Origin of the sequence: Kordiimonas sediminis, assembly GCF_014656395.1 — a bacterium.
In the GTDB taxonomy this organism is placed as follows: domain Bacteria; phylum Pseudomonadota; class Alphaproteobacteria; order Sphingomonadales; family Kordiimonadaceae; genus Kordiimonas_A; species Kordiimonas_A sediminis.
The window spans coordinates 1049461-1076290 of the sequence record NZ_BNCI01000001.1 but is presented as its reverse complement, the minus strand read 5'-3'; the positions used below and the strand labels follow the sequence as shown (position 1 = coordinate 1076290).

Genomic DNA, 26830 nt, shown 5'->3' with positions numbered 1-26830 from the left:
TACTCGCCTTTTTACTTTACACAGCCCTAAGGCTTGTCTTCAAAATCACAGGCACTATCCACATCATGCAACAGTGGCTTGTGCGTCAGGATTTCCGGTTTGGCCAACCATTCATGCCCTTTTAGCATCAGATCGAAATACAGATTAGGCATCAGTTTTTCTTTCAGCATCCAGGACAGCCCGCTTGGCCGTGTACCGTCCAGCAACCATTTAGGGAATGTGGGCTCCAGCGTGCCGCCGTAGGCAAATTCAGCAAGCACAACCTTGCCCCGTTCCACCGTCAGCGGGCAGGACCCATAACCGGTATAAATGGCAGCAGACTCCCTGCCTTTCAGGAGCGAGATCACATTATGCGCCACAACAGGGGCCTGCTTGCGCACAGCCGCCGCCGTTTTCGCATTCGGGGCAGACATACCGTCCCCTAGACCGAAGATATTACCGTAGCGCACATGTTGCAGCGTCTCATTATTCACTTCAACCCAGCCGGCATCATTGGTGATGGGGGCTGCTTTCATGAAATCAAGCGCCGTCTGCGGCGGGCAGACATGGATCATATCAAAGGAACGATCTTCTTTTGTTACCGTGCCGTCAGCGCCGGTTACTGCAAATGTTGCGACTTTCTTCTCACCGTCAATGGCGACCAGATTTTGATTGTAGCAGACATCTGCGCCGTATTTTTCAACATATTTTTCAAGCGCCGGCACATAATCCGGTACCCCGAAAAGCACACCGCCTGCCGTATGAAACGAAACATCAATATCATCCAGCCTGTTAGAACGAAGCCAGTGATCACAGGATAGGTACATTGCTTTCTGCGGTGCTCCAGCACACTTTATCGGCATAGGCGGCTGGGTGAAAATCGCCGTGCCTTTCTTCATATTGCGGACCAGATCCCAGGTATAGGATGCAAGATCAAACCGGTAGTTTGATGTAACACCATTTTTGCCAAGTGTTTCACGCAAGCCGTTCACGGCATCCCAATCCAGCTTCAGCCCCGGCGCGACAACCAGCGCGCGGTAGCGAATATGCTCTCCGCTTTCGAGCGAAATACTATTGCTGTCTGGATGAAATCCGGCAACGGCGGCCCGTACCCACTCAACCCCCGAAGGGATAAGGGATTTCATCGACCGCTTTGTCTGATTGCGGGAAAATACACCGCCGCCGACAAGGGTCCAGCCAGGCTGGTAATAATGCACATCCCGGGGTTCAATGATCGCAATATCCAGATGCTTGTCACGCGCCCGCAGGCTGGCTGCTGCGGCCTGCCCCCCTGCACCACCGCCTACGATAACCACATCATAGGTATGGGCATTATCAATTCGGCTTAACTCATCGCGGCTCTGCGCCGTGTCACCGGACATATCTGTCAATCGAGCCTTCAGGCCATCAAGATTATAGCCCGCGTCTTTTGCCGTCTCCAGTATCGCATCAACGCTCAGGCTGTGTGCTTCTGACAATGCCCACAGATTAATCGCCCGTGTGCCGGTCCGGCAAAAGGCCAGCACAGGGCCTTTCATGCCTTTCATATTGGCTGCAAAATCCGCCACATCCCCATCCGAGATTTGCCCCGGTGTGATCGGCTGGTGAACATAGTCCATGCCTGCTTCTGCCGCGACAGATTTCAAGTCGGCCGAAGACGGCTGACCATCCTCTTCATTGTCCGGGCGATTATTGATAATGGACTGAAAGCCTGCAGCTTTCAGCACACTGATATCCGTTGCACTGATTTGCGGCGACACAGACAGATTAGGCGATATTTTTTTGATATCCATGACAGGTATCTCCGATCTTAAAGCGCGTTTACAGGGATTTTGATATAGGAAACGCCGTTATCTTCTTCGGGCGGCAGGTGCCCCGCGCGCATGTTAACCTGAACTGACGGCAGGATCAGACGCGGCATATCAAGGGTCTTGTCACGCTCGGTCCGCATGTGAATGAAATCGTCCTTGCTTTTATCAACACCGACATGAACGTTGTTGGCTTTTTCTTCGCCAACAGTTGTCTCGTATGCATATGTATCCCGTCCCGGTGCCTTATAGTCATGGCACATGAACAGCCGTGTTTCGTCTGGTAGCGCAAAAAGCTTCTGAATAGACGCGTACAGCGTTTCAGCATCACCGCCTGGGAAGTCACAGCGCGCCGTACCAAAGTCAGGCATAAAGATCGTATCGCCGACAAACCCGGCATCACCGATCACATAGGTCATGCAAGCTGGCGTATGTCCAGGCGTGTGCATTGCCTTTGCCTCTATCGAGCCGACCTTGAACGTTTCGCCGTCTTTCAGCAAATGATCAAACTGTGACCCATCCGTCTGAAATTCGGTTCCGGCATTGAAGATTTTACCGAAAACACCCTGCACAACGGTTATATGCTCACCGATGGCCATTTTGCCGCCCAGCGCATCGCGCAGATACGGTGCGGCCGACAAATGATCCGCGTGCACATGGGTTTCCAAAATCCATTCCACATCCAGATTATGCTCTTTGACAAAGGCAATCACAGCGTCCGCACTGCGGGTTGATGTACGGCCCGCAGCAGGATCGTAATCAAGCACAGAATCGATAACGGCGCATTTTCCGGTTGCTGTGTCTTCGACGACATAACTGTAGGTAAAGGTATCTTCGTCAAAGAACGGGGTAACTTTTGGACTGGTCATAACATTATTTCCTTATTCTCGAACTCTGCAGGGGTTAATTTGCCCGGTATGGATCGGGCTTAATTTTAAATCGGGGACGGCGTGCAGGTGTCTTCACTTCGCTAACAGCCGGGAAAACTGTAGCTTCCGAATATGCCTCTTCCCTTATCTCTTCAGGCCGCCTATCCGCTACGGACGACGCTACGCTGGGCATAGCTTCAGGCAGCCAGACAGCACACAGACTGTCCAGGAGCGCAGTGACCTTCGGCTCCAATATAGTGTAGTAAACTGCCTTCGACTGGCGCCGCGTTTTCACCAGACTTTCATCGCGCAGGCGGCCTAAATCGCGGGACAAAACAGGCTGCCGTACGCCCGTTAGTTCCTCTATTTCACTGACGGATTTCTCACCGTCTGTCAGGGCGCATAAAATCAAAAGCCTGTTGGGGTGCGACAGGGTCTTCAACAGCGCAGCCACATCCGCGGCAATGGGCTTCACCAGATCAAACTTGGCCTGCACGGGGCACCCCCTTTTCAGACACACGGGTGAAATACCAATCACCGCCATCCATTTGTGGTGTACCAGAGACCGCCTCACCGCCCCTACGGCCAGCCGCCAAACGGTCACGCATGCCGTCCAGTGTCACGGGCGGTGCTAATAATTTCGGATCACCGGCAGTCCAGCCCTCGGGCGTCGCAGTTTCCCCGTCATGGGTTTCAACAAGGGCCGTCAACACCCGCAGTATTTCATCAACAGACCGTCCGATACTCATGGGATAATGAATAAGGGCACGAATTTTCCCCTCTGGATCAATGAAGAAAACTGACCGGACGGTTGCTGTGCTCGGCGATAGTTCATCAACCATGCCGTATGCTTCCGCGATCACCAGCGACAGGTCTTCAATAACCGGGAAATTAATCCTGACACCAAACCGCTCTTCAATATTCAGCATCCAGGCAAGATGCGAATAAATACTGTCTGCGGATAATCCCAGCAGTTCACAGTTCAGCGCACGGAAATCTGCTGCCTTTTTCTCAAACGCAACAAATTCAGAAGTGCACACTGGCGTAAAGTCCGCCGGGTGCGAGAAAAACACCAACCATTTACCGCGATAATCACCAAGTTGCACAACACCCTGCGTAGACCGGGCGGTGAAATCCGGCGCACGATCATTAATACGAAGCGCCTGAACTGGCTGTCTTTCAATGTTTTCTGCGGTATTCAGCTGGTCGGACATATCCACTCCTTTTCATACTTAACAAATAACATAATACATTTATATGTAATTGTATATAATATTCGACATCATCAAAGGGGTTGGAATTACTGGACTGTCGTGTATGAATTTAAATAACGGGGGTCAGGCACGACGGCTGATCAGGTAACTATGGTTTTGGGAGTTTGTTTATGGGGCCGCTTTCCGGTGTAAGAATTGTTGAATTTGCAGGGCTTGGCCCTGGACCTTTCTGCGGCATGATGCTGGCAGACATGGGGGCTGATGTAATTCGCATTGACCGGCCGGTAGATATTGCAGGAAAGTCGGGCCGGGTTGATGCCTTCTCGCTTGGCAAGCATGATATTCTGGCGCGTAACCGCAAAACCGTACGTCTTGATATTCGTGATGACGCTAACAAATCTGCGATTATTGATCTCATTAAAGGGGCAGACGCCCTGATCGAAGGTTTCCGCCCCGGAGTAATGGAACGGCTTGGTTTTGGCCCTGAGGCCATACTTGCTGAAAATCCTGCACTTGTGTATGGCCGGATGACAGGCTGGGGCCAAACTGGCCCCCTAGCCCACCTTGCGGGCCACGATGCCAACTATATCTCTGTCAACGGGGTACTGGATACAATCGGCAACAAAGGTGAAAAACCGGCAATCCCGCCAACCCTGGTCGGCGACATGGGCGGCGGCGCTATGTTCCTTGCCTTTGGCATACTTGCCGGCATTCTCCATGCCCGGTCCACAGGCGAAGGACAGGTGGTGGATGCTGCTATTGTTGACGGGTCTGCTGTCCTCAGCTCGATTGTCTGGGCGTTCAAGGGAACACTTGGATGGGGACCGCACGGCACCAATCTGGTTGATGGCGGGCCGCACTTTTATGATACTTACGCATGTCTTGACGGGAAATATATATCTGTTGGCGCCATCGAACCGCAGTTTTATGCAATCGTTATGGATAAACTCGGTTTGACCGACGACCCTGACTTTAAGGTACAGATGAACCCTGGCGCCTGGCAGCAGCAGAAGGCCAAACTTGCCGAGATATTCAAGAACCAACCCCAGGCACACTGGGCAGAGCTCTTTGCAGACACAGATGGTTGTGTATGGCCAGTACTGACCCCGGATGAAGCGCTGGAGCACCCACACATTGCAGAGCGTGAGACCTATATCACCAAAGACGGTGTAACCCAGCCGGCGCCTGCACCGCGTTTTTCCAAAACACCGGCCCAGGTCCGGTCCCTTGCAGGGGAAGGAGAAACGGATATCGAAGCGGTTCTAAAGTCCTGGGAAAACAAATAACCGCCAGATAAATAGTCTCATCGAGGACACGCGCAGATAGGCAGTTATGCCCTTCTGCGTTCTAGCGTGTTCTGCACCCATACAGCCCGGTTACGGACAGAATTACCTGCTGCCCTGCTGCATCAGACAGAGCGATCAATCCGTGCGGAATCTTTATGCCGTCCATAACCGAGGATTGTGCTTCCGGGCGCAGATCAACCTCGATCGTTAAGTCCTGATACTGGAATGTCTGCGCGGTGTAGGCACCGGTGGCAAATGGGTCTTCCGCCGCTGTTCTGGTTAACACAGTCTTTTGACCGCGCAGGTTGACCACCGCAGTATCGCTGCGGCCTTCCTGAATAAAGACAAGCGGTCTGTCATCCTGTATTGCCCACAAAAACAGCTTACAGGAACCAATGCTTAATTCTTCTGCAGGCAATGCGCCCAGAAGCGTTTCCCGATGTTCCATAGACGGCGGGTGAACATGGTGGTGTTCTTCGCCGGCACTTTCTGGCGCTGGTGCAGTCGCAGCTACGTTTTTCTCTGCACTGGTCACAGAGTTGCAGGCAGACACCAACAGCAATGCTGACGGGATCATCAGGGTTTTTATCAGTGTCTGAATCTGCATGCGTTCTTCTCCGTTCCAATGCCAGCGGACGTTATCTTACAAAATCAATATCCGCAACCAATCGGTCCTCTATTCGCCGGAAATGACCAAGGGATGGGTCTGGTTGCTCTTGCTGCTGGGTCTTCATCCACAGCTGTGCTGATTGAACATGATATGCTTCGATCTGCAGTGTTATGCCTGTGCGCCCGTCAGGCGACCGTAAATCCACATTCAAACGCCCATTTTGACACGAACCACCGCCCGTCATTTCTACCGTATCCCCAAATATCACCGCCAATTCTGGTACCAGTGCTGGTACATCTGCGACAAGACGCATCTCTACACTGCCGCCTATGCAGCCCGCCGCAGGCTCCAGACGGATTGTAGACAGCGTCACGTCTGACCGGTAACGCACATTCTGGCCAGCGACTGTAAGCATGCCAAATCCCTGTATGCTGCCCGTGCGAATGACCGCATCCGACCCCCGTAGGGACGAAAGATCAGCAGTTCCAGACAAGTCCGGCGCATCAAAACGAACAGTCCCGGCAAGCTTGCCCGCCAATAACGGCATTCTATCAAAATCCAGATCAACGGTATCAAGTCGTACTGCACCAGCCTGCACCCCAAACAGGCGGCCACTGAACAGCGTGCCTTCCGACCCGGCAACAGAAACAAACGCGGGCAAGCGCGCGGTGACCAAGGACACTGGCAGGGACAGAAAAACCGTGCCCGCAACTGTCAGGGCAAACACTATGACCAGTGCGCGGAACCCAAGTGGCTTTGAAAAAGGGGGCATGTTCATCCTTCCCATTCAGGCTTACTGTGCACTACCAAGCGCACCAAAGGTTACCTGCGCTGTAACGCTGCCGGTTGTAGTTGTGTCGCCCTGCGTTTTCTGAACAGAAGCCTTTACGGCAGACACCCCGTATTCATCTTCCAAAACGGTAAGCCAGGAGAATAATTTGGGTGCCTCTACTGCATTCAGCCAGACCGTCAACCCACCATCCGACCCCGGCTGCAATCGATTGATCGAAACACCAGCGGCCGATGACGATTCAGTCATGATAGTGCGCAGACTTTTGCCCGCCGAAAGATTATTGGCCTGCCCATTTTGTTTCGTATCCGTAATATATGTCTTAACCCGATCAAGCCGGGCGGCGCTGCTGCTGGCTTCCTGCGCCGACAACCGGACCATTTCCGTTACCGGACGGTAGATCAGAAGATACCCAAGGACCGGAACCGCCATAAGGCTAGCGGTTATGATCAAGCGCTTCTCGCGCTTACTGAGTGTCATAGTGGTCATCGCAGCACACCCCCTACCGTTATTTCGGTATAAATATCTGCGCCTTCCTGGCGACTGTTACCGCTTTGAGCCGAAAGACCCGCAGCCTTCAGCGCTGAGAGAAACTCCTCGGCATCTGAAAATGTCCGGTGGCGAAGGACCACACTGTAGGTACCAAGGCCCGCATCATACCGTACTGCATCAAGTGCAAGTGTGTTGGATGTACCAACAGCCTCAGTGACAAGGCTTGTAAAATACAGGAAATGCTTTCCTGCCTGACTTCCAGACGCGGCCTTGGCCCTTGCCTGTGCCTCTACATTCACGACCCGCTTAACGTCTGGATAGGCTGCGCGAAATACCGAGATAGCCTCAGTATCGAACCTGTCCCGTGCGTCAACATTCCTGATCATCTGTGTGTACGAGAACGCACCCCACACCGTGACCAGCGCAAAGAATAAAACAGCGGATCGCCGGAACCACCAAACCAATGCCTGGAACGGCACACCCGGTGCATAGGGACCTTGTAAAAAGGATATAGCCGGGGATGGCGGGACGGTTACCGCCTCCAGCGTATCCACCCCGTCCAGAACATCTGCGGTAAGACTATCTTCTATCTTAAGCCCGGTTCCGTCATGGAACCGCACCAGTACACAGTCTCCTGATTGCCTGACCGCAGGACCGGTGGACCTGCTCTTCTCCGATTCTTTCGATTCTTTCGATTCACTCGAATCGCACGACTCTAAGCCATGATCGGCGTGATCCGGCACCGCCAGTAGCAAATACTCACAGGTAACCCCTGCAACATTGATACCCTGTTGCTGTGCCTGTTCGAGCGCAGTATCCAGCACAGTACGCCGGATGACCGCCACCAAACCAGCTTGCCTTTCTTTATTTTCTTCAGGGGGCGATACCAAAGCAAAATGATGATCCGCCACATCACCGGCAATCATTTCTTCCATGATTGAAGGCAAAACCCGGTTAAGTTTATCCGTCGGCAGGTCGGGCATATCCACCTTGAACACACTGACATCACGACCATCAAGAACCAGAAAAACAGGCTCGGCACCAAACGCCTCGGAAGGGGCCGCGCCCGCCGCAGGAAAGGTGCCACCTTCCTCTAAAGTATAGATATGGGTCATGCTTTCGCTCCCCCCATGTAACGGCGGCTAACCAGTTTTACAGCACCGCCTGATGTTTGAAGAAATTCTGACCGTAAGCCTAGGGTAACGTCACCGTACGATACCGTTATTCTGACACCGAACCGGGTAGGTATTAGGCCAAGACGGGTTCTTGTCTGTTGGCTGATCTCTATATTTCTGAACGCGTCATCGCGCCAAAAGCTACTGATATGATCGGTCCGTCCTGCCCCGCCGTGACGGGTGATCAACTGCTGGGCTTCGCTCTGTGTGATACGGTCACCAAGCAGTGACATCAAAATCGGCGTATGATGCGCCTGCATTGATTGCAGATTATAAGGTGCAGGCATGCCAATTTCACCAACACAGAGATACGGTAACAGCTGTGATTGCAGAGCTTTTGTATATCCCTTTACCAACCGAATTTCTGATACGTCCACCATGGGTGTATTCGCGGCCCTGTATGGTTCCGGCAGGGCACTGTAAGCCGCATCCTCTGCCCCAAGCGGGCCGGGCTGGCGGTCTGTGTCCATCCAGTCCACCAGACTGCTGACAAGCGTCATTTGCAAGGTGCCCGTAATGCCAAGCGACTGCAGCAACCGGCCGTATTCCTCGGCCGATCTTTGGTCCGCGGAAAAGCCGCCCCGCCCGTCCCGCGTTACCAGGCTATTGATATTGAAACAATTGCTGGCGTCCTGCAGGCTGCCGGAAATGGCACCCCCACTTACGGGATAAGACACAGACTGTTCCACCGACTGCATCGCCACGGGCAGATCAGCAATCTGGCCAATCATATCCTGCGCCAACACCTCGCCGCCCAGTGCATAACGCTTGGCCTGTGCCTTCTGTGTCTCCGCTGTCACCGATCGGACCGCTGCCCCTATCTGATCAAAGGCAATCACTGCGACAGAACTCATCATGGCGACCAACAACATCACTGTCACCAGTGCCGCGCCGTCCTCCCGAAGTAGCCCTGAAGATTGGGTGAATAGCCTGGTATATAATCGGCTCATCATAGGCCTATGACCTCCGCCCCAATCAGGTGCACACTTTTGCGGCCAGTTTGCTCATGGGTCACGGTCAGCTCGACCAGATCAGGGATTTCTTCCGCGGCCCCTAAGGTCGCTGTCCAGTCGCTGAACCACTGTGATCCTTTTTTGAAACGCACACGAACATCCCTAATATCAGAAAGAAGGACGCTACTGATCAGATCAGCTTCATCCACTGCATCCGGGCGGCGGGTGATTGTCCGCACAAATCTATTATCCACAAGGGCATAAGTGACATGCTGCACGGCTGGCAACCGTTTATCCATTTCGGATGCGGTATGACTTGTCCGTACAAACGACAGGAGCAGATTATCGGCGACTGCCCCACCGACAAAAAACCGCCTGTCCTGATTCCCCTGACTATCACGGGCAGGACGTTTGGCAATGTGGCGCAAATCATCATCCAGCACGGCACGGAAAGACACCAGCGCCTGCATATCAGCCGTCACATTTTGCGCCCGCACCCGTGCTTCTTCATGGCCGTAAAGCAGGGAAGCCCCAACAATAGACACGAGGGACAACAGCATCACGCCGACTAGCACCTCAACAAGGCTGAACCCTTCATCACACTGACAAAGTTTATTGGCAGGCCCTGTCGTCATGACTTGGTCACCCGCAATGCCACTGTTTCATAAACGGGACGGCCGCCAAGCGGCGAGACAGAAATACGCAGCAGCATTAACCGTCCATTTTGCACACGGGAAAGTTTCGCCGTCCAGTCAAAGGACTGCCCCATCTGTTCTTCCCGGCCGGCATCCATACCCGCAACCAAAGCCTGTTCACTAAACTCGTAAGCTGCAAGACGATTTGCCGCAACAATCTGCGCCAGCGCCTTCGTTTGCATGTATGACGCAGAACGAACCGTTGCTGTCTGACTGGACATAAGGGCAACACCCACGATCGCCAATATGGCAATCGCCATCATCAACTCTACCAGCGAGAAACCCTCATCATATGTCTGTGCTGCTGTCATGCTATGAGCCTTATAGAAATAAAAGGGCGCCCCTTATTCCCAATTCCCGATATCGGCGTTCATTCCTTCACCACCCAAACGGCCATCTGCCCCGTAAGAAAAGACATCAATGGCACCGTGCTCGCCAGGAATTAAATACTGGTATTCGTTACCCCACGGGTCTTTTGGCAGGGACCGAATATATCCTTCTGTGCGTAAACCGCCCTTGGCATGTACAAGCACATCCAGCCCATCCTCCATAGCAGGATATTTAAGAGCGTCCATACGGTACATATCCAGCGCCTGTTCAATCAGACGGACATCAGCACGGGCTTTTTCGACCATGGCCCGGTCCTGACTGGGCATCACATTAATCACCACAACAGTCGTCAACAGACCGATGATGACAATCACCACCATCAATTCAATCAGGGAAAATCCGTCTTCATCTGTGACAGACGCTGCATCAAGGGATAAAAATTTTGCAAACCTGTTCATCATATATTCCTTCAGGATAATACCAGGCTGTTCAGCTGCAGAATGGGCAGCATAATCGCCATGATAATCAGCCCCACAATGCCCCCCATCACAATCACGATCAGGGGCTCCAGGAGGCTTAAAGCTGTTTTGGTAAAACTATCGAAATCCCGGTCCAAATACTCAGCAACCGACAGCATGAGCTGGCCCAGCTTGCCGCTTTTTTCCCCGGCGGCAGCCAGGGACACCATCATGGGGGAAAATAGCGCCAACCCACCCAAGGCACTTGCCACGCTGCGGCCTGCCTCAACATCCTTCTGAACCTTATTCATCTCATCTCTGATGAAGGCATTTTTCAGGGTTTCTCTGGCGGACCGAAGACTGTCTGTGACGGGACTACCACTATCAATCAAGGTGCCAAAGGTACGGGCAAAACGTGCGCTTTCTGCCTTTTTAATTACATTGCCTACCAGTGGCAGCATCAAAAGGCCGCGGTGTGCCCGGCGCTGGATACCATTCTGCAGAAGCGCCAACCGTCCCAGTACCGCGCCCACACTTAGCACCAGTAAAAGAAGCCACCCGTAGGAGACAAGAAAATCAGAAACGGTAACAACAAGCCGTGTCAGCACGGGCAAATCCGCCCCGAAACTGTCGAATTGTGACACCACCTTGGGCACCACAAAAACCATCAGGATGGAGACAACACCGATAGCAACCACCGCCAAAACCGCAGGATACACGAGCGCAGCCTGCACCTTGGCATTCATTTCCTCGGCTTTCTCTGCCTGATCCGCGATCTTTTCCAGAACGCGCCCCAAATCACCTGTTGTTTCAGCCGCTGCAACCATGGCACACACATGGCGTGGGAAGCTGCGCGGTTCGGCCATCATCGCGTGCGACAGGGGCCTACCTTCCACAACCTCGGACCGCATACGGGTAAACACCCTTTTTACCGATGGTTTGTCTGCCTGTTGCAGTATCGCCAACAGTGCTTCCTCTACCGGACTGCCTGTTGCGATAATAGTAGCCAGCTGCCGCAGCACCATAACAAGGTCTTTATGCGAAACTCTGTCTGTCCGGCCCTCGAGACGCTGCCATAATGTCAGTGGTCTATTGCCCGCACCCGTCTGACCCTGACGCGCAGGTTCAACCGATATCGGAAACAGATGCATGCCTTTCAGCCGCGCCCGCGCATCGCGGCCGCTATCGGCTGCAATAACGCCCTTCTGCGTTTTACCCTTCGTGTCAAATGCCTGATAATTATAGGCTGGCATCACCGTCCTCCGGCACTGTTGCTACACGCAGCAGTTCTTCAAGAGTAGTGTCGCCAGCCAGCAGCCGTTTAAGCCCGGCGTCCGACAAGGTGTCATGCTCGGCAAAAGCATACTGAGCCATCGCCTGTTCACTGGTCCCGTCCTGGATCATCGCCCGCAAATGGTTGTCGATGACAACATACTCATAGATACCGATCCTGCCCTTGTAACCGGTACCGTTACAGTGCGCACACCCCACCGCTGCGTGAAGATCGGCTGGCTCCTGTCGGCCAAGTCCAAGGGCCGCACGGTGTGCCCCGTCATCCGCAATCGGGGATTTGCAATGTTCGCATAGGCGGCGCACCAAACGCTGCGCCAGAATGCCTTTTACCGTGGATGCCAGTAAGAAACTTTCAACCCCCATGTCGCGCAGGCGTGTCACCGCGGCAATCGCACTATTGGTGTGGACCGTCGACAATACCAAATGGCCGGTCAGACTGGCCTGCACGGCCATTTCTGCGGTTTCAATATCGCGAACTTCGCCGACCATGATAACATCCGGATCCTGCCGCAATATGGCCCGCAGGCCAGAGGCAAACGTCATACCAACCTTGGTATTTACCTGTGTCTGGCTTACGCCGTTCAGGGCATATTCAACCGGATCTTCCACGGTCATGATATTGCGCTGTTGATCATTCAGCTGTGACAGCGCGGCGTAAAGTGTTGTGGTTTTACCCGACCCCGTCGGCCCGGTGACAAGCAAAATACCGTTCGGTTCCCTAAGGGATTTCTGCAGGCGCGGCAGCACATCCGCCCCGATACCAAGGTCAGTCAATTCCATACGGGTCTGTGCCGCATCCAGAATACGCAGCACCACCCGTTCGCCGTACCGGGCAGGCAAAGTAGACACCCGAACATCAAATGTCTGGCCACCAAAACCAAGCGAGATACGTCCATCCTGCGGGATACGTTTTTCCGCAATGTCCAGCCGTGCCATTACCTTGATCCGTGACACAAGATAGGGGATCAGCTTTGCTGATAATCCAGCCACTTCCTTCAGCACACCATCAATACGAAGCCTGACCGCCATGCGGCTATCAAATGGTTCCAGATGCACATCCGATGCGCCAGATTTCACCGCCTGGGCCATAATGCTGTTGATCAGCCGGATAACAGGTGCATCATCATCCCCGGCAAGCAGATCTGCGCGCACCTCTATGCCTTCGATTGCGTCAGACAGGCTGGTGTCGTCCGCCGCATCATCCGCATCCTCGCTAATGCTGTCCGCTGCATACTGATCAGACAGATATTGTTCAAACGCATCAGTGGCGAGCGTATGAAGCGCAAAAGGCCTGCCCAGCGCCCGGCGCACTTCACCGAGCATAAAGGGTGACGCCCCCTGCCGCCGGTAAACGGTCAGTGGCTCCCCATCACAGGCGGCATAGCCGTGCGTCCGGGCGAAACCATACGGCAATAATATTATAGACTGTTCAGGAGACGTCATGGCGGTCACACCTGCAAGCCTGTCAGGACCCGGACTGGCGGCCAAGTGCTTCGCGCACCAGCCTGTCCATGTCCAGTTTCGATCCTGCGCCGCGCTGCGACGCTGTCATATACTCATACTTGCGGTCGGTGATATCCTTCATGTCTGCACCGTCCCGCACAATGGTCGGACGCAGAAAAATCATCAGATTACGTTTGCTGCGGGATTTGGCTTCGTTCCGGAAGGCCCGTCCGATCAGCGGAATATCGCCAAGCAGCGGCACTTTCTCCAGCGTGATGCTTTCATTCTGTTCAATCAGCCCGCCAAGCACGACGATTTCGCCGTCGCGCACCTGCACTGTGGTATTGATTTCGCGTTTGTTTGTTATCAGCTCTGAAGAGCCAGCACCGACCGGCCCAGAAATGCTGGATATTTCCTGCCTGATCTGAAGACGGATTTCCGCATCCTCACTGATCTGGGGCTTTACCTCCATTTGGACACCGACATTCTTGCGGTCAATTGTTCGAAACGGATTAGCGTTGGCGCTGCCCAGAGCTTCACCTGTTGTGATGGGGATTTCCTGCCCCGCCAGAAACGAAGCGGCTTCGTTGTCAAGGGTCAGGATAGACGGTGTAGACAGAATATTACTGTCTGTATCGCTTGCCAGCGCATTCAGAATAACCCCAAAGATACCATCACTGCCGATACGGCCCGCCGCACCAAGCGCAAACCCGTTCAGCCCAAGAAGCGAATCTACTGCCTGCGCCCGAACCAGGTCCGTGACTGTGTTTGAGCTGCTGCTGTCATCGCCGTTTGATCCACCATCCAGACCGCCGCCTAAAAGCGCGGCCCCCGTGGTCGCCAAAATATTGGGGGCTGTGTTGGTATAATTGGTAACAGAAAAAGGAATGCTGCCGCTGTCGCCGCCGGCCAAAACATACTGAAGTCCTAGTTCCTTGGCTGCATTTTCGCTGACCTCGACAATAATCGCCTCTACAAGTACCTGTGCGCGGGCGGTATCCAGGCTTTCAATCACCTGAATCAGGCGTTGCTGCACCTCTGCTTTCGCATTCAGGATCAGCGCATTTGCTCCCGGGTAAGCAGAGACAACTGCCCCCTGTTGCCCCGCCGCGGCGTTTGCCCCGGCAACAGACCGGGTTAAACCTTCCAGTACCGGCAGTAGCGTTTCAGCATCTGCATTCTTCAGCCTGACAACCCGCAGATCACCGCGATTGGCGTTACCTGCATCAATATCCTCCAGCACCGGCAGCAGTTGATCCAGGACTTCCGGCAACCCTTTCAGGATCAAGGTATTGCTGCTTTCCACCGGAATTGCGGATAGTCTTTTCGCACGGTCTTCCTCGCCGCTTTCGACAAGCCGTTCGGCAATCGCAACCATTTCGGTTGCCGATGAATTGCGCAAAACAAGGGTGCGTACAACGGACCTGTCCCGGTCAATAGACTCGATGATGCCCGCGATTTTGAGAAGATTGTCTGCGAAGTCTGTAACAATCACGACCGGCATACCAACACGCGCAAAGCTGAAACCGTTCTTGGCGACATAGGGCTTGATCGCGGCCTGCACCGCCAGCGGGTCACTATGCTGCACAGTGAAAACACGTGTCGTAAGGGCATCGCCAGTCACGGCAGTGTTTACCGGGCCGCCATCCTGCAGCGCCATATCGGTTTTAGTGATTTTATATGCACCGCCTGACGTGGGGACAGCCGCCATACCGTTGACACGGAGCACACTAAGCAGTGTCTCGAACAATTCTGTTTCATTCACCGGGTCGGATGACACAATGTTCACTTTGCCCCGCACTTCGGGATCAATAATGAATGTCTTGCGCGTGGCCAGTGCCACATCGCGAATAAATTCCGACAAATCCGCATCACGGTAATTCAGGATCTGGTCCTGCGCCGCTGCGGCGGCCGTCACGCCTGGAATCATGCACAGCAGGATAAGCAAGGTCCGTAGGTTCATTGTTTCAATTCCTTAGTAGATTCCAGATCAACGGTGGTGGTCATGTCCTGCCCTCTGCGCTCGTAAAGAAGGGAAAGACGCGCTGCACCGTCCAATTCCTGAGCCAATTCCTGAAGACGTTCGGACGTATTCAGCCGTTCACCATTTACAGATTTCAAAATATCGCCGGTCGCCAATCCGGATAGAGCGAGTGCCCCTGGCATCGCCCCGTCCCCCACAAGAAAACCAACTGATCTGCCGTCCCGCTTGAACAAGGTTAAATCAAGGGATTTGAGCGCCGTTTCTGTGGCCTTGATCATTGCTCTGCTGCCTGTGCTGGATGCAGCGGCGGGGGTGTCTGCCCGGGTCGTCTGCGGCCTTGTCGCTTGTGCTGGCCGTAAAGCCTTGTCCTTGATCAGGTAAACAGCTTCGCGCACGCCGCCGCGGGTGATTTCTATTCTGTCCGCAAACACACCGGACACTTTGACGCCAGCCCGCAGATAGTCCCCAACGGAAAGCGTTTTCTGGTCTTCACCCTGTATTTTCAGAATAGCAACACCAGAACCGTCCCCAAAGGCGCGCAGGCCGTAAATATCAATTTCCAGACTGGTTTCCGGGGCATGGGTTTCTCCCGGCACCTGTGCTGTCATCACACGGTAAAATGGATCATGGTGCTGTAACTGTGTATAGTCTGTTCTCGGTACGGAAGCTATGCTGCCTGCCGCTTGTGCCAGACTGGGCACAGGAAACTGCGCGGGGCCAGCCAGATACTGTACGGTGGCTTTTCCAGCAAGAAGGCCAAGCAGGATAACAAGCCCGCAGTCCAGAAATATACTGGCCGCAGACAGCCGTCTTTCCTGCGAAGGTGTCAGCCCTAAGAAAGCTGTTTTCCCGGTTGAAGTATCGCGTTTTTTCAAAAAATTTCGCATCGGGCTTTCGGCCAAAAAAACAAAAACAAGTGACCTCCTAATAAGACCACTTATCTTACAGTTTTATGACGCAGGGGCTGAAAGTGGCCCCGTAAGGCCACTTTCTGTAACAATTTAGAAAGTTGTTGAAACACCAACCGTGAAGGTACGACCTTCGTCATACATCTCGGCGATTTCACCGCCCTGTGTACGCTCCGGGCTTTCGTTCAGCAGGTTCTTTGCCTTGAACGTCAGGGCAAAGGTCTGACCCCAAAGATCAACATCCCGGCCATAGACAAAGTTCAACTCCAGCGGCGGCTTTTCAATCAGGTCAGGACGACTGGTTGAACCCAGACGGTAAATGCGTTTGCCAATATAATTCACAATCACATTTAACTTCTCGCCGCGGTCAAAATCTTCAAAGCCAACCTGCAGGTTTGCAAGCCACTTACTTTGCCCCTGCAGACGACCAACAAGATTGGTAATCTCGCCAAAATTTTCGACCGTACGTGTCGATTCCGAATCAATATAAGATCCATTGGCTTTGACAAAAATTTCGCGGTCACCCCACTGGCCAAGGATTTTCTCGACTTCCAGCTCAATACCTTTCAGCTCTGCTTTCTCTGCGTTCGCCATGGTATCCAGCTCCCCGTCACCAAACTGCTTCAGGGTATATTCAATCGGATTGTCGATTTCCTTGTAAAACAGACCTGCTGTTACGCTTTCGCCTGCGCCGATATACCATTCGAAACGGGCGTCATAACTGCGAATAGTAGCAGGCTCCAGATACGGATTACCTTCTTCTGTACGACCATCCTCGCGGACAAAACGCGCCGGCGACAGTTCACGGCTATCAGGACGGTTAACCGTCTCGGAAGCCCCAAGACGTACCTGCAGGTTTTCTGCAAACTCCCACGTGATGGTAGCCGATGGCAGGAAGGTATCCAGACGCTGAGTTACCAGAATAGGGTCTTTGGTTGTCCGATCAGTTGTCAGAACCGTTTGAACACTGTCTTCATACCGGACACCGCCCGACACACGCAGTGTCTCAGTTACCTGCGCATCCGCCTGTACGAAGCCGCCCTTGTTTTCAAAATCCGCTTCAAACCGGTCCGATGCGTCAATAAATTCTTTCAGAATTATGCCGTTCGGATCGATGTTCACAGAACCAAAAATAATTTCCGGGATCATTTCTCTAAGCTCGGTATTTTCAACGTTGCTCAGATCAAAGCCGTACCGCTTATAATCAGATACACGGTCTTTTTTCACATAGGACGCACCGCCTTTAAAATCGACGATCATGTCCCCGAGATACGCTGGCTGTAAGAAATTGAAACCGATATTTTTCGATTCGTCATTCATTGCGCCAAATGCCGTCTGGTTGCCGTCGGTACGGTCAGACAGGCGGAACACACCGTCAATATCATCATAAAAATATTCATAGGTACGGCGAAGCGGCACATCACGTTTGGCTTTTGCCAGACTTGCGAACCACTCAAGCTCCATATCGTTGTCGCCACCAAACAGGTTAAAGCTGTGTTCCCCTGTCAGGGCATTTGACCAAAGCTGGCGCTCTTTCCAGTCTAGACGGGTATAGTTCGCGATATCACGACTGTTGTTACCGCCCTGTTTTACTTCGACCTGCTGTTGGCTGGACCGCAGTAAAACCGACGTCAATTTAACAGCGTGCTGGTCATTGATCTGCCAACCAAACGATCCGAACATATTCAGATCAATGTTCCAGTTGGTGATACGCACACCGCAATCTTCGCCCGGCAACCCGAATTCTTCACACTGGTCCGGGGCATAGTTACCCTGTGTGGCTTCAAGTCCGGATTCGGTCGCATCAGACGCACTGTAGACTTTCCGAATGCCGTTTTTATTCCGAAGCTCAGAACCGTAATCAAGGGCAACGATAAACCCGAAACTACCGTCTTCCGTATCCCAGGCTTTTCCCGCACTGGCTTTGACATCTAGGTCAGGCCGGTTGGGTTCATAATCAAGCGACCACACATTCGGGAAACTTTCACCGGCGCGCTCGATTTCTTCGGGACTGTATCCTTCCAGTGTCGGATTATCTGCAATCAGTTTCGGCAGGGAACGACGGCCATTATCGAAGCCCAGCCAATCCGTACCGCTACCATCATACTGCAAGCCCTTTTTAAAGGTGGATTCAGTATTAACACCCGTGCTGACACCAAGAGTCAGAAATGCCTCATCCGGCACAGCCTTAGTGCGGATATCAACCACACCGCCGCCAAATGCACCTGGATATTCCGCAGAATATGTTTTCTGGACCAAGACACTGGAGATCAGCGACGTCGGGAATATATCCAGCGGTACTGACCGTTTCAAAGGATCGGGGGAAGACAGCTCCGTACCGTTAAGAAGGGTTGAGGTATAGCGTTCGCTTAAACCGCGGACGACTACATATTTTCCACTTGAATCAGGAGAAATGCCAGGAAGGCGGGTCAGGGCAACGGCAATATCGCTATCCCCGGTAAGAGACATGGCATCCGCATCAACAACACTGGAGATTTCCGAGGTAGCGCGTTTTTCATCGGGGATATACTGACCCACAACGACTACTTCTTCAATTGCGACCTGCTCCTGTGCGAAAGCTGCCGCTGGTACCGCCATTGCACACGAAGCCAGAAGCGCGCTTTTTAAACTTGTTTGGAACATTTTCATAATAGCCACCATTAGCTAATTTTATTGGGAATGCGGCGCCGCAGGGATATATCTCTCCCTGCAGCGCCGCCCGTATCGGTAGGTTAGTCGTTGATCCAGACTGTCCAGCCCTGCAGCCAGTTACCGGCAGAGTTTTTAACCGCGCCAATGTAGTTCACGCTGTCAAAGAAGCTGTTCACAGCGGCCGGATTGGTCACAGAAACCGCTGTTTCATTCGCGCCGTTGATGTAGGCACGGGATCCACCGTTTGGTGCGGCAAGCGTGCTGACACCGACGCTGTTGTTTGCCTGACCAAGGAACCATGCTTCCAGATCGCCATCTTCACTGCCATCGTCGAAGTTGTTGGTACATGCCAGGTACACAGACGTCATAGTTATGCCTTCTGCTGTATCGCGGGCTGCATACGTGGAAGCATCGTCAATATCCAGACAGTCATCACGCCAGTTAGCCGCTGTCAGGTTCATGATTTTTGCACCCGTACCAGCGCGCAGAACCATACCCGTGTCACCGCCTGCACCGTCTTCGGCACCAACAAGTGTAACGTTTGAGAAAATCGGCTGTGCACGCGGGGCCGCGTCGTTTGCGGAACCGTTGTTGTCGCCTTCGAAACCACGATCAGAGGCAGACTGATTGGCATTTTGAACCACAACTGCATACTGCACCATGCCGCGCCAGCCTTTTGTCCAGTCGATGCTGTCATCATCTGCGCCGGTTACAACAACGTGCTTGGCGTTCACTGTTCCGCCGAAGAATTCCACACCGTCATCGGCGCCATTGTGCACCTGGATATAGTCAACCTCGGTACCGCGGCCAACGCCCTGGAAAGCAATACCGTTCAATTCGTCTTCAGACGTGATCGGATTACCAGCGTATTTCACAACCGTGTACAGAAGCTGACCACTGTCATCATCGTCGTCGTTACCGCCGTAGTTACCACTGTCTGCTTCGCCTGCTGCTTCACAGATACCAGTGTCACAGCCGTTGATAGTTGCGCGGCCATTGATGACCAGACCGCCCCACAAAGACGTATCCGTATCAAGGTTTGCCGTTGCATCATTAGAGGACGTAAAGACGACAGGCGCATCAGCACGACCATTTGTAATGATCTTGGAGCCACGAGAAATCACAAGGAAGCTTGTGTTGTTTTCGCCCATAACCTTGACGCCTGCATCAACAGTCAGGGACCCAGATACCGCACCGGCAATCGGGTTCGCCGCATCCGGACCAAGGTCTTCACCGATGACCACTTTGCCGCTGAGCTTATAGTCAAGCCCTGCACGCAGGCGCATCGCCCCCGTATAGACACCTGACAGCGTACAGCTGCCGTCGCCATTATCAGTTGTATTGTCCGGGCATGTAGGCGTTGGGTTGATGCCGTATGACCAGCCAAGTGTCCAGTTATCAGACGCATCAGAGGACTTTACAGCACCGATATAGTTGACGCTGTCAAAGAAGCTGTCGATCGTGGACGGATCAGTTGCAACAACCTTGCTTTCCTCAAGACCATTGAAGAAACCAGAGAGTGATGTCGTGCCGATAACATTGTTGTTCTGGCCTTCAAACCAAGCACGCAAATCACCATCTTCGCTGCCGTTGTCCGTTGGGCTTTCGCAGCCAAGAAGTGTTGATTCGATTGTGATACCGTCCGCAGTATCGCGTGCAGCGTATGTAGAGGCATCATCAATATCCAGACAATCATCACGGAAACCGCTGACCACTGCGTTCCAGATCTTTGCACCGGTACCAGCGCGCAGTACCATGCCAGTATCGCCGACACTGTTGCCGCCGATCAGGGTAACGTTGGAGATCATTGGCTGCGCACGCGGGGTCGCGTCATTGGCAGAGCCATTGTTGTCGCCTTCAAAGCCGCGGTCAGACGCTGACTGGTTATCATTCTGCATAATCAGGACGTGCTGGGCCTTCCCGCGCCAACCTTTTGTCCAGTCAAGACTGTCATCGTCCGCACCCGTGACAATCAGGTGTTTGATTTCGGCCGTACCACCGAAAAACTCCACACCATCATCGGCACCGTTATGAACATGGATGTAATCTAGGGTCGTGCCCGCACCAACACCCTGGAAGGCAATACCGTTCAGTTCGTCTTCAGACGTGATTGGATTACCCGCATATTTAACCTGCAGATACCGCAGCGTACCGGAACTGTCATTGTCGTCATCGCCGCCGTAGTTGCCGCTGTCTGCTTCGCCTGCTGCTTCGCAGATACCAGTGTCACAGCCGTTAATAGTTGCCCGGCCATTGACCACCAGACCACCCCATTCAGACGTGTAACCTTCGGACAGTGCGTCCGTAGCAGCAGAGGAGCCCCGTTCGATATCTGCCGCAGATGTCATCACAATAGGGGCAGAAGAAGAACCGTTGGCAATCAGCTTGGACCCGCGCGATACCACAAGATATGATGTATTGTCTTTACCGGCTACGGTCGTACCAGACTCGATTGTCAATGTTGCCTGTGCACCGCCAGCTGAGCCGTCTGCACCAACATCGCCGCCCACAACAACCTTGCCGCTAAGCAGATATGTATTTTCGGATGTCAGCGTCAGGTCGCTCAGGATTTCGCCAGCAATTTCACAGGCTTTACCCGAACCAAGGGCAACTTCCGATGTACCGGTTGGGCATGTATCAACAGTGCCGCCACCGCCGTTGCCACCACCATTGCCACCATCACCCGTTCCCGGGTTTGGCCCCTGATTGCCAGGGCTGGCGATTTCTGTTGAACTGTCACCGCCACATGCCGCAAGGGCTGCCGCAGAAGCACATACAAGTAGCATGCTTTTGAACTTTTTCATGTCGATCATGAGATTTCCTCGTCAGGTTGAGCCTGTTTGTGATTAGTAAAAGCCACCTGGGAACATGCATGTCCCCGGATTAAGACCTGACGAGAGCAGTAAAGAGTCAGTGTGACATCTTCTTTTCGGTACTATTACAGATTTAATACAGAATATTATCTATATTTTTCATATAGTTAATAACGCTTGATCCATTTATGTCCTGACAAATCCCGCGACCAGAATCACTGGGCCGTCATAAATGCCGGTCTGGTCACAGATTCGTAAAAAACACTATTTGCTAAGTGGGCAGGTCCATCAAGCCGCAAGAATAAGAAAGGCAATCCAGCCACCCAGCGCCAGAAATGGTCCAAACGGATAGGCTTGTAGCGCGCCGCGTTTCTCAGCATCACGCAGACTATAAAGATAGGCAAAGACAATACCCGTAACAGACGCAATCAACAGGATATAGGGGATTGCGAACGGCCCCGTCCATGCCCCCATGGCGCCCAACAGTTTAACATCCCCCATGCCCATGCCGCGCCGTTTTCTGACCAACTGATAAACATAGGCAACAAGCCACAGCCCAACACCGCCGATAAGCGCGCCGTAGAGTGCAGCTTCAAAATAACCATACATATAGGCCTGAAGCATACCAGCGATGAACAATAACCCGGTTAAAGGATTAGGAAGCCGTCTGGTTTCCATATCAATGACCGAGAGGCACGCCAGACACCCATAAAAAAATAACGCCCGCCACAGGTCCGTTGGCATACCTGCCAAAAAGTAGGCCCCGAACGGCACGGAAGTCAGCACCACTGCCCATATTCGGGTGTGCCGGATCATGCAGCGAAGACAGCCCGCAAGCAATCAAACGGCAATGCGACAGAGCCCTGTCTTCCCGGGTGGTCCTTGACAGGTGCCAGCGCCTGCAAGTCCTGCCATTTGTCCGGAAAATGAACGTCCTCGCCCTTAACAAGAGACGCGAACAGCTGATCAATTTCATCAAATTCAGCTTTGCCAAGACCAATGATATGCTGCCCGACCATGGCAGCGGTCGCCTGCCCGAGTGCACAGGCTTTCACTTCCCATCCGGCACCATTTATTGTGCCGTCCGGACCAAATGTTACATCAAGGCTGATGCGACTGCCGCAGATACGGCTGGTTTTCACCACGGATGCGTCCGGGCTTTCCATGCGTTCCTGAAACGGGATCTTTAACGTCCAGCGCAATAAATCCTTGGTGTAAATATCGGTCATAAAAATCAGGCACCTTTGCGAAAAAGCGATGGTCCTGCATACAAAAGAGTAGCCTTGTTGCCAAGCCGAATATGGACTACCCTTGATTCGCGGATATTTATTACCATATTCGTCCATGTTGTCTTTAACGGGGACAACAAACAGTATATAGACAATCCGTTTCATCAGGACAGCCGTATATAAGATTGTTACAGCACCTGAAGTAAAATCAGGAATCGGTCCGAGTACACGCCGGTTCCAACCTGGAAAGGAAATCCTATATGGATGCCGTACTTGAAAAAGTCGATGATGACTTTGAACTGAAGGTATCTGAAGTGGATGCCGAGACACGCCCATCAAGGGCAGAGGCTGAAGCTGCGGTTCGTACCCTCATCCGCTGGGCCGGTGACAATCCGTCACGTGAAGGCCTGTTAGACACCCCCAAACGGGTCGTGAAAGCCTATGAAGAATTCTTCAAAGGTTATCAAGCTGACCCCGAAGAAATTTTAGCGCGCACTTTTGGTGAAGTCGCGGGCTATGACGACATGGTTGTTCTGCGGAACATCAAAGTCGAAAGCCACTGCGAACACCATATGGTACCGGTGCAAGGCACAGCCCATGTTGCCTATATGCCAAATGGTCGGGTTGTTGGTATCTCCAAACTTGCACGTATTGTCGAAGCCTACGCCAATCGCCTGCAAACCCAGGAGACAATGACAGCGCAGGTTGCGGATGCGATCGAAAAATATCTCCAGCCAAAAGGCGTTGCCGTTATTGTGGACGCAACACACCAGTGCATGACCTGTCGCGGTGTGAAACATAGCGATGTTTTCACCATCACCCGCCAGTTCCGCGGCGTCTTCAAAGAAGAACGGTATGAGCGTCAGTTCTGGGACCTCATACGGGCACAGTCCTAATGCCTGCCACTTTGTTTGGTGATCGCACCAATAAGGATCAGGTTGAAAACGGCCTGACGTTCGCCCCAAAATTTGATGACCGGGGATTAATTCCGGTTGTCACCACTTGCGCGGCCACCGGGCAGGTGCTGATGCAGGCATGGATGAATGCCGATGCGATCAGGAAAACCATTGAAACGGGCGAAGCGCACTATTTCAGCCGGTCCCGGCAACAGCTGTGGCACAAAGGGGCAACTTCCGGCGAATATCAAATCGTCCATGACTTCCGCACTGATTGTGATCAGGACAGTCTGTTGCTGGTGGTTGAACAAAAAGGCGGTAAATGCTGCCATGTCGGACATCCCAGTTGTTTTTACCGGTCGATACCTATTGGCCACCGGACAGACGGCCTGATCCAGATGACACCGGCAAAAGATTAGTCACCTTGCTGCGTGAATGGTGGACATACCTCCGTACTGACAGCGTCGCTGGTGCTGCCAGTACCGGCCTTAAAAAAGAAGCCCCTGCGATCGAAGCCCGGTACCGCCGCCATGCCCAGGCATGGCAGCCCCATCTGGACAGAACCAAAGCAGTTATCAAAGAAGCCGTGCAGGCAGCGGACCCGGCAGAACCCATCCTTATACTGGGAGCCGGTGCCCTTCTTGATATACCGCTGGACAGTTTAAACGCCCATCCGGCAGGGGCCCTTCTGATGGATGCCGTTCTTTTGCCCTCAGCCCGGCAAAAACTAAAAGCATATCCCAATATCAGGTTTGAACTCTATGATGTCACTGGCATGCTGGCTATCTGGGCAAAGGCTGATGATGCAGAGACCCTGCAGGTGCCTGCCTATGCACCGATCCCGATTGCGGGATATAGCCTGATTATCAGCTGTAATCTGCTAAGCCAGCTTTCTTTACCCTTTGGTGCTGACAGCAATGTGGAATATCTACTGGAAAGCGCGCACACCAGCATTCTGTCTGCTGCACCCTGCCCGGCAATCCTTATCAGCGACTTTCAGCGTACTATAAAAACCGGGGCAACCGTTGAAACAGAACCGACCTTCAGTGCAGGCATCCTCGACGACCAAGAAAAGCTAACAGGCTGGGAATGGCATCTTGCCCCAACCGGTGAAACCGGCAAGGACAAGGATGTTACGCTTCATGTCGGGGTTTGGAAGCTATCGTGACCCAGCACCCGACAATTAACCGGGTCACCACTGCGTACCTTCAGGTTATTTGTCTGCCTTTTTCCACCCTGTCCAGCCAGCACCGCGCACCACACGACCAGGCGTTGCGCCAGTATGCGTACCGTCTTTGACAACCTGTGTGCCATTGACAAATACATGGCTGACCCCCGTTGACAGTGCATGCGGATTTTCAAAGGTGGAATGATCCTGAATTGTCGCGGGGTCGAAAACAACCACATCTGCATAATAGCCTTCTGCGAGTAAACCGCGGTCCCGGATTTTCAGATTGGTCGCCGGCAGATGTGTCAAACGACGCACAGCCTCCTCGACTGAAATAACCCCGTCTTCGCGCACATATTTTGCGAAGACACGCGCAAAGTTACCATAGCCGCGCGGGTGCGTTGAACCAAACTGGCTGGCAATCGCTGGGTCCATGGCATCAGCATCAGACCCGAAAGAAACCCACGGTTCCTTGATCTGACGGCGGATATTTTCCTCTGACATCAGGAAGTAAATGGCACTAACCCGTGTACCGTCAGCAATCACCAGATCAATTGCTGCCTCTTCGGGCGTTACGCCCATATCGGCCGCAACAGCAGACAGGGTCATGCCTGTATATTTTTTCAGATCAGGATTTTGGAAGTACGGCAATAACACACCGTCAGGTCCAGCGGCCATCATCAGGTTTTCCCATTCGTCCGTTGGGGTCCGCATCTCCGCCAAAACCTTTGCGCGCACGTCCGGGTCCTTCAGACGGTCCGCCCATGCCTGATAGCCACCTGCCTGCACCCACGGCGGCATTGCTGCATCAAGGCCCGTCGCGCCTGCAGGGTAGGTATAAACATCTGCGGTAATCGCAAGCCCCTCTGCGCGGGCTGCATTAATTTTCGCGATAGCCTGCTCCATCTTCGGCCAGTTAGACTGTCCGGCAGCCTTCAGGTGATACACCTCGGCACGAACACCAGCTTCGCGGGCGATAGTAATTAATTCATCAAGCGATTCCAGGAACCGGTTGCCCTCGCTGCGCATGTGAGAAATATACATGCCGTCATACTCTGCCGCCGCTTTGTTCAGCGCGATGAGCTCTTCTGTGTTTGCATAAAATGCCGGGGCATAAATCAGGGACGAACCAACACCAAGCGCGCCTTCTTCCATGGCTGTTCTGACCTCCATCTGCATGGCTACCAGCTCATCTTCCGTTGCTGCCCTGTCTTCATATCCCACGACATTGGCACGCACGGTCGTTGCACCAACAAAAGATGCCACGTTAGGGGACACGCCTTTTTCCGTTACAAAGTCCAGATATTCACCAAAGCCGGTCCAGGAAACCTCAAAGGGTTTCGGCATGGTATTGATACGGTCCTGCATCATTTTTTTATTGGCGTCACTCAGAGGTCCCATGGACATGCCTTCACCAAACACTTCAAGCGTTACCCCCTGCACCAGATCAGAAACAGCGCGACCATCTGTTACCAGCCCAAAAGGTGCCCAGCTCAGCATATTAATGAACCCCGGCGCCACAGCCTGACCGGACGCATCAACTGTCAGGGTCGCTTCATAGGCGCCCAGATCGCCGATCTTGACGACACGGTCATTCTGAATGGCCACATCTGCCAGCCTGCCAGCCTGCCCGGACCCGTCCATTACAGTCCCGCCAACAATCACAACATCATACTTTTCCAGTGTTTCAGGGGTGTCCGCCGAACCGCAGGACCACAATAGAAACGCTGAAACAAAAAGCGTAAAAAACTTTTTCATAAATCCCCCTAACTTGTTTTAAAATAC

At 53.1% G+C, this 26830-nt stretch carries 25 protein-coding genes; 4 read left to right on the top strand and 21 right to left on the bottom strand.

The window, feature by feature from the left end; all coding sequences use genetic code 11:
* Positions 1–26: 26 nt before the first annotated feature.
* Genes IE181_RS04865 through IE181_RS04850 form a run of 4 tightly spaced genes read right to left on the bottom strand, consistent with a single transcriptional unit; the run spans position 27 to position 3870 of the window.
* Positions 27–1772, bottom strand: coding sequence for a bifunctional protein tyrosine phosphatase family protein/NAD(P)/FAD-dependent oxidoreductase (locus IE181_RS04865; RefSeq protein ID WP_191250411.1), 1746 nt, complete (start codon positions 1770–1772; stop codon positions 27–29).
* Between the two features lie 17 nt (positions 1773–1789).
* Positions 1790–2656, bottom strand: coding sequence for an MBL fold metallo-hydrolase (locus tag IE181_RS04860; RefSeq protein WP_191250410.1), 867 nt, complete (start codon positions 2654–2656; stop codon positions 1790–1792).
* 34 nt (positions 2657–2690) lie between these two features.
* Positions 2691–3152 carry an ArsR/SmtB family transcription factor gene (locus IE181_RS04855; RefSeq protein ID WP_229819157.1) on the bottom strand — a complete coding sequence of 154 codons (462 nt, stop codon included), beginning with the start codon at positions 3150–3152 and terminating at the stop codon, positions 2691–2693.
* On the bottom strand, positions 3136–3870 hold the full coding sequence (locus IE181_RS04850) for a peroxiredoxin (protein WP_191250408.1): 735 nt from the start codon (positions 3868–3870) through the stop codon (positions 3136–3138). The genes IE181_RS04855 and IE181_RS04850 overlap by 17 nt, the downstream gene beginning before the upstream one ends.
* A gap of 170 nt (positions 3871–4040) precedes the next feature.
* Between IE181_RS04850 and IE181_RS04845 the strand changes: the two genes are divergently transcribed.
* On the top strand, positions 4041–5156 hold the full coding sequence (locus IE181_RS04845; protein ID WP_191250407.1) for a CaiB/BaiF CoA transferase family protein: 1116 nt from the start codon (positions 4041–4043) through the stop codon (positions 5154–5156).
* 61 nt (positions 5157–5217) lie between these two features.
* On the opposite strand, the gene IE181_RS04840 is transcribed toward IE181_RS04845, so the two are convergent.
* The 16 genes from IE181_RS04840 to IE181_RS04765 form a co-directional block, all read right to left on the bottom strand.
* On the bottom strand, positions 5218–5763 hold the full coding sequence (locus IE181_RS04840; RefSeq protein WP_191250406.1) for a hypothetical protein: 546 nt from the start codon (positions 5761–5763) through the stop codon (positions 5218–5220).
* Between the two features lie 31 nt (positions 5764–5794).
* The gene (gene gspN, locus IE181_RS04835) at positions 5795–6538 is read right to left on the bottom strand and encodes a type II secretion system protein N (RefSeq protein WP_191250405.1); all 744 of its coding nucleotides are present in this window, start codon (positions 6536–6538) and stop codon (positions 5795–5797) included.
* Positions 6539–6559: 21 nt separating this feature from the next.
* Positions 6560–7045, bottom strand: coding sequence for a type II secretion system protein M (locus IE181_RS04830; RefSeq protein ID WP_191250404.1), 486 nt, complete (start codon positions 7043–7045; stop codon positions 6560–6562).
* Entirely contained in the window at positions 7042–8163 is a 1122-nt protein-coding gene (gspL, locus tag IE181_RS04825) for a type II secretion system protein GspL (RefSeq protein WP_191250403.1), read from the bottom strand. Before gspL ends, IE181_RS04830 begins: the two co-directional genes overlap by 4 nt.
* Positions 8160–9176, bottom strand: a complete 1017-nt coding sequence (gspK, locus tag IE181_RS04820; RefSeq protein WP_191250402.1) for a type II secretion system minor pseudopilin GspK — start codon at positions 9174–9176, stop codon at positions 8160–8162. Before gspK ends, gspL begins: the two co-directional genes overlap by 4 nt.
* Positions 9173–9811 (bottom strand): type II secretion system minor pseudopilin GspJ, encoded by a 639-nt coding sequence (gspJ, locus tag IE181_RS04815; protein ID WP_191250401.1) that lies wholly within the window; start codon positions 9809–9811, stop codon positions 9173–9175. The genes gspK and gspJ overlap by 4 nt, the downstream gene beginning before the upstream one ends.
* Entirely contained in the window at positions 9808–10182 is a 375-nt protein-coding gene (gene gspI / locus IE181_RS04810; RefSeq protein WP_191250400.1) for a type II secretion system minor pseudopilin GspI, read from the bottom strand. The genes gspJ and gspI overlap by 4 nt, the downstream gene beginning before the upstream one ends.
* 33 nt (positions 10183–10215) lie before the next feature.
* The gene (gene gspG / locus IE181_RS04805; RefSeq protein WP_191250399.1) at positions 10216–10659 is read right to left on the bottom strand and encodes a type II secretion system major pseudopilin GspG; all 444 of its coding nucleotides are present in this window, start codon (positions 10657–10659) and stop codon (positions 10216–10218) included.
* A gap of 11 nt (positions 10660–10670) precedes the next feature.
* Positions 10671–11912, bottom strand: coding sequence for a type II secretion system inner membrane protein GspF (gspF, locus tag IE181_RS04800; protein ID WP_191250398.1), 1242 nt, complete (start codon positions 11910–11912; stop codon positions 10671–10673).
* Positions 11899–13395 (bottom strand): type II secretion system ATPase GspE, encoded by a 1497-nt coding sequence (gspE, locus tag IE181_RS04795; protein ID WP_191251566.1) that lies wholly within the window; start codon positions 13393–13395, stop codon positions 11899–11901. Before gspE ends, gspF begins: the two co-directional genes overlap by 14 nt.
* 22 nt (positions 13396–13417) lie before the next feature.
* Positions 13418–15358: a type II secretion system secretin GspD gene (gene gspD, locus IE181_RS04790; protein ID WP_191250397.1), complete on the bottom strand. Its 1941-nt coding sequence runs from the start codon at positions 15356–15358 to the stop codon at positions 13418–13420.
* The gene (locus IE181_RS04785; RefSeq protein ID WP_191250396.1) at positions 15355–16266 is read right to left on the bottom strand and encodes a type II secretion system protein N; all 912 of its coding nucleotides are present in this window, start codon (positions 16264–16266) and stop codon (positions 15355–15357) included. The genes gspD and IE181_RS04785 overlap by 4 nt, the downstream gene beginning before the upstream one ends.
* Positions 16267–16380: 114 nt before the next feature.
* Positions 16381–18936: a TonB-dependent receptor domain-containing protein gene (locus tag IE181_RS04780; protein WP_191250395.1), complete on the bottom strand. Its 2556-nt coding sequence runs from the start codon at positions 18934–18936 to the stop codon at positions 16381–16383.
* Positions 18937–19019: 83 nt separating this feature from the next.
* Positions 19020–21752 (bottom strand): beta-helix domain-containing protein, encoded by a 2733-nt coding sequence (locus tag IE181_RS04775; RefSeq protein WP_191250394.1) that lies wholly within the window; start codon positions 21750–21752, stop codon positions 19020–19022.
* Positions 21753–22040: 288 nt separating this feature from the next.
* Positions 22041–22541 (bottom strand): prepilin peptidase, encoded by a 501-nt coding sequence (locus IE181_RS04770; protein WP_191250393.1) that lies wholly within the window; start codon positions 22539–22541, stop codon positions 22041–22043.
* A gap of 23 nt (positions 22542–22564) precedes the next feature.
* The gene (locus IE181_RS04765) at positions 22565–22981 is read right to left on the bottom strand and encodes an iron-sulfur cluster assembly scaffold protein (protein ID WP_191250392.1); all 417 of its coding nucleotides are present in this window, start codon (positions 22979–22981) and stop codon (positions 22565–22567) included.
* 260 nt (positions 22982–23241) lie between these two features.
* Here IE181_RS04765 and folE point away from each other — a divergent pair, with 260 nt between their 5' ends.
* Genes folE through IE181_RS04750 form a run of 3 tightly spaced genes read left to right on the top strand, consistent with a single transcriptional unit; the run spans position 23242 to position 25045 of the window.
* The gene (gene folE / locus IE181_RS04760; protein WP_191250391.1) at positions 23242–23877 is read left to right on the top strand and encodes a GTP cyclohydrolase I FolE; all 636 of its coding nucleotides are present in this window, start codon (positions 23242–23244) and stop codon (positions 23875–23877) included.
* A complete protein-coding gene (gene hisI, locus IE181_RS04755; RefSeq protein ID WP_191250390.1) occupies positions 23877–24296 on the top strand; it encodes a phosphoribosyl-AMP cyclohydrolase in 420 nt (139 codons plus the stop codon). Before folE ends, hisI begins: the two co-directional genes overlap by 1 nt.
* Positions 24224–25045: a hypothetical protein gene (locus IE181_RS04750; RefSeq protein WP_191250389.1), complete on the top strand. Its 822-nt coding sequence runs from the start codon at positions 24224–24226 to the stop codon at positions 25043–25045. Before hisI ends, IE181_RS04750 begins: the two co-directional genes overlap by 73 nt.
* Positions 25046–25090: 45 nt before the next feature.
* Here IE181_RS04750 and IE181_RS04745 read toward each other — a convergent pair whose 3' ends face one another.
* Entirely contained in the window at positions 25091–26803 is a 1713-nt protein-coding gene (locus IE181_RS04745; protein WP_191250388.1) for an N-acyl-D-amino-acid deacylase family protein, read from the bottom strand.
* Positions 26804–26830 lie beyond the last annotated feature (27 nt).